The sequence below is a fragment of the Nocardioides sp. genome (assembly GCF_036401255.1).
Taxonomy (GTDB): Bacteria; Actinomycetota; Actinomycetes; order Propionibacteriales; family Nocardioidaceae; genus Nocardioides.
The window spans coordinates 1-3,737 of record NZ_DASWVI010000224.1 but is presented as its reverse complement, the minus strand read 5'-3'; the positions used below and the strand labels follow the sequence as shown (position 1 = coordinate 3,737).

4 protein-coding genes are annotated in these 3,737 nt (G+C 76.3%); all 4 read left to right on the top strand.

Annotation, left to right across the window (positions count from 1 at the left end; translation table 11 throughout):
• On the top strand, window positions 1-370 hold a 370-nt coding region (locus VGD85_RS10430), incomplete at its 5' end, for a hypothetical protein (RefSeq protein WP_331063372.1).
• Window positions 367-2,115 (top strand): V-type ATP synthase subunit A, encoded by a 1,749-nt coding sequence (locus VGD85_RS10425; protein ID WP_331063371.1) that lies wholly within the window; start codon window positions 367-369, stop codon window positions 2,113-2,115. The genes VGD85_RS10430 and VGD85_RS10425, both read left to right, overlap by 4 nt.
• Window positions 2,112-3,518, top strand: a complete 1,407-nt coding sequence (locus tag VGD85_RS10420) for a V-type ATP synthase subunit B (protein ID WP_331063370.1) — start codon at window positions 2,112-2,114, stop codon at window positions 3,516-3,518. The genes VGD85_RS10425 and VGD85_RS10420 overlap by 4 nt, the downstream gene beginning before the upstream one ends.
• Window positions 3,515-3,737, top strand: a 223-nt coding sequence (locus tag VGD85_RS10415) for a hypothetical protein (protein WP_331063369.1), incomplete at its 3' end; no start/stop codon positions are given. The genes VGD85_RS10420 and VGD85_RS10415, both read left to right, overlap by 4 nt.

Sequence of the window (3,737 nt, the reverse complement as noted above, 5' to 3'; positions counted from 1 at the left end):
CCGGATCGTGGCCGACGCCCGTGCTCAGGGAGCCGCCGACGCGGCGGCGGCCCTCGGAGGGGAGCGCTCCAGGACGCTGCGCGAGGCCCGCGCGCGGGTGCTCGCGGCCGAGCGGGAGGCCTACGACGAGCTGCGGCGGCGTACGACGGCCGGTGTCGCCGCGCTGCTCCGCGAGCTCGCCCCGGACGTCCGGGCCCGGGTGGCGCGGGAGGCCGCCGAGCGGCTGGGCCCGGACCCGGCCATCCGAGATGGGGAGCACGGGCCGGTCGCGGTCTCGACCGATCGCCGGCTGACCCTCGAGCCGGACCACCTGGTCGACCTCGCGCTCGCGGCGCTGGGACCCGACCTCGCGGGGCTGTGGTCGCCGTGAGCGCCGGCAGTGCTGCGCCCCGGGGCCGGGTCGCGATGGTGTCGGGCTCGCTCGTGGAGGTCGACCGGCTCCCGGGTGCGGTGGTGTCCGAGGTCGTCGCCCTCGGCCCGGCCGGCCTGTTGGGCGAGGTGGTGGCGATCGCCGACGGCGTCCTCACGGTGCAGGCCTACGAGGACACCGGCGGGCTGGCTCCCGGAGCGCCCGCGACCGCGCTCGGGCAACCGTTGTCGGCGTACCTCGGCCCGCACCTGCTCGGTGGCGTCTTCGACGGCCTGCTCCGGCCGCTGTCGGACGCCGATGACTGGCTGGAGCCCGGCGCCGGGCCGGCGAACCGGGACGCGCGCCGGTGGGAGTTCACCCCGTCGGTCTCGACCGGCGAGCGGCTGGCGCCGGGACAGGAGATCGGCACGCTCGGCGGCGACGGGCCGCTCGAGCTGCGGGTGACGGTGCCGCCCGACGCTGGGGAGGGCGAGCCGGGCCCGGTCGAGAGCGTCGTACCGGCCGGCACCTACCGCGCCGACGAGACACTGGCGGTCGTCGCGGGCCGGCCGATCGCGATGGCGAGCACCTGGCCGGTACGCCGGCCCCGCCCGGTCGGCGCCCGGGTCGACGACCCGGCCGCGCTGCACACCGGCCAGCGCGTCCTCGACCTGCTCCAGCCGGTCGCCCGCGGCAGCACGGCCTCGGTCCCCGGTGGGTTCGGGACCGGCAAGACGATGCTGCTGCAGCAGATCGCCAAGTGGTGCGACGCCGACGTCATCGTCTACGTCGGCTGCGGCGAGCGCGGCAACGAGATGGCCGACATCGTCGAGGAGCTCCAGTCGCTGGTCGACCCGCGCACCGGGCGGGCGCTGCGGCTGCGGACCGTCGTGATCGCGAACACCTCCAACATGCCGATGATGGCCCGCGAGGCGAGCATCTACACGGGCGTGACGGTGGCGGAGTACTTCCGTGACATGGGTCTGCACGCGGTGGTCATCGCGGACTCCACGTCCCGCTGGGCCGAGGCGCTGCGCGAGTTCGCGTCGCGGCGAGGGGCGCTCCCCGCCGAGGAGGGCTACCCCGCGGGGCTGGCCTCCGCGCTCGCCGCGTTCTACGAGCGCGCGGGCGAGGTGCGCACCCTCGGCGGGCGGGGCGGGTCGGTGACGATCATCGGCGCGGTGTCGCCGCCCGGCGGGGACATGACCGAGCCGGTGACCGCGCACACCCAGCGCTTCGTGCGGGCGACGTGGATGCTCGACCGCGACCTCGCCTACGCACGGCACTACCCGGCCGTGGCCTGGGCCGGCTCGTTCTCCCGCGACGCCGGTGTGCTCGCCGGGTGGCACGCGCGCAACGGAGACGCCTCCTGGGCGCGCCGGCGCGCCCGCATGGGCAGCCTGCTGGCCGAGTCCGACCGCCTCGCCTCGCTCGCCGAGCTCGTGGGCGAGAGCGCGATGCCGGGCCCCGAGCGGGTGGTGCTGCTCGCCGGGCGCCTCCTGCGCGAGTGCGTGCTGCGACAGAACGCGTTGAGCGCCAACGACGGCTTCTGCTCGGCCGCCAAGGGTGCGGCCCTGGTCGACGCCGTCCTGGCGGTCGTCGACCGCTGCGAGAGCCTCGTCGAGTCCGGGGTGCCGGCGACCCGGATCGAGGAGGTCGACCTCGGTGCGCTCGTGCGGGCGGCCGAGGCGACCGGGCCCGACGACGTCGACGGGGTGGTCGCCCGCCGCGAGACCGTCCTCGCCGCCTTGGAGGGGCTGTCATGACGCGCTGGGTCGGGACGCTCGAGCACCTCGGGATCTCCCAGCTGCGGGGGCCGCTGCTCGTCGTCCGGGACGTCCACGGGGTCGGCTGGGACGAGTCCGCGACGATCCGCAGTGCCGACGGCCGGGTCCGGCACGGCCTGGTGCTCAGCGTCGACCGCGACCTCGCGGTCGTCCAGGTCCTCGAGGGCACGGACGACCTGGGCGTCGAGGGGACGTCCGTGGTCTTCGCGGGGGAGCCGACCCGGGTGCCGGTGGGTGAGGCGTGGCTGGGCCGCGCCTGCAACGGCCGGGGGGAGCCCGTCGACGGGGGCCCGCCGGTGGTCGGGTCCGGGACCGCCGCGGTCTCGGGCCGGCCGCTCAACCCGACTCGGCGCGAACCGCCGACCGACCCGGTGCTGACCGGCGTCTCGGCGATCGACGCGCTGACCACGCTGGTGCGCGGGCAGAAGCTGCCGGTCTTCTCGGTCGCGGGCCTCCCGCACCTCGAGCTCGCGACCCAGGTCGCCGCGCAGGCGACCGTGGGCGGAGATCCGTTCGCGGTCGTGTTCGCCGGCATGGGCCTGACCCGTCCCGACCTGGCCGCCGTCCGCGACGCTCTCGCCGAGCGGTCGGCTCGCGGCGAGCTGGTGATGCTGCTCAACGCCGCCGACGACCCGGTCGTCGAGCGGATCCTCACGCCGCGGATCGCGCTCACGGTCGCCGAGCACCTCGCGTTCGACCGTGGGCGACACGTGCTGGTCGTGATGGCCGACATGACGTCGTACGCCGAGGCGGTGCGCGAGGTCTCCTCCGACCGGGAGGAGATCCCGGGCCGGCGCGCCTACCCCGGGTACCTCTACAGCGACCTCGCGTCGCTCTACGAGCGCTGCGGCCGGATCCGCGGGCGGCCGGGGTCGGTGACGCTGATGCCGGTGCTGACCATGCCCGCCGGCGACATCACGCACCCGGTGCCGGACCTCACCGGCTACATCACCGAGGGGCAGGTCGTGCTGTCGACGGCGGCCCACGCCGGCGGCGTCTACCCGCCCGTCGACCCGCTCGGCTCGCTGTCCCGGCTGATGCGCAAGGGCGCCGGGCCGGGCCGGACCCGCGAGGACCACCTCGACGTCGCGGCCCAGACGATGGCGTGCCTGTCGCGGGCCCGGCAGGTCCGCGAGCTGTCGGACCTCATCGGCGAGGACGCCCTGAGCGGCACCGACCGGGCCTACCTCGCCTTCGCCGCCGACGTCGAGCACCGGCTGCTGAGCCAGCGGGTGGACGAGGCGCGCGCGATCGAGGACACGCTCGACCGGTGCTGGCAGGCACTGTCGCTGCTGCCGCGCCGCGAGCTGACGATGGTCTCCGAGGACCAGCTGGCGCGCCGGTACGACGCGAGCGGCGCGAGCACCGGGGGCGCGCGATGAGCCGCCGCCTGCACGTCCCGCCCGGCCGCGCCGGGCAGCTGTGGCTCGTGCACCGCCGACAGGTCGCCCGCCGGGCCGTCGACCTGCTCGACCAGAAGCTGCGGGTCCTGCGCAACGAGCGCGTGCGGCGCGCGCTCGTCGAGGAGCGCACGCGGGCGGCTTGGGAGTCCGCGGTCCGTGACGCCGACACCTGGCAGCGCCGGCTCGCGCAGCTGGGCG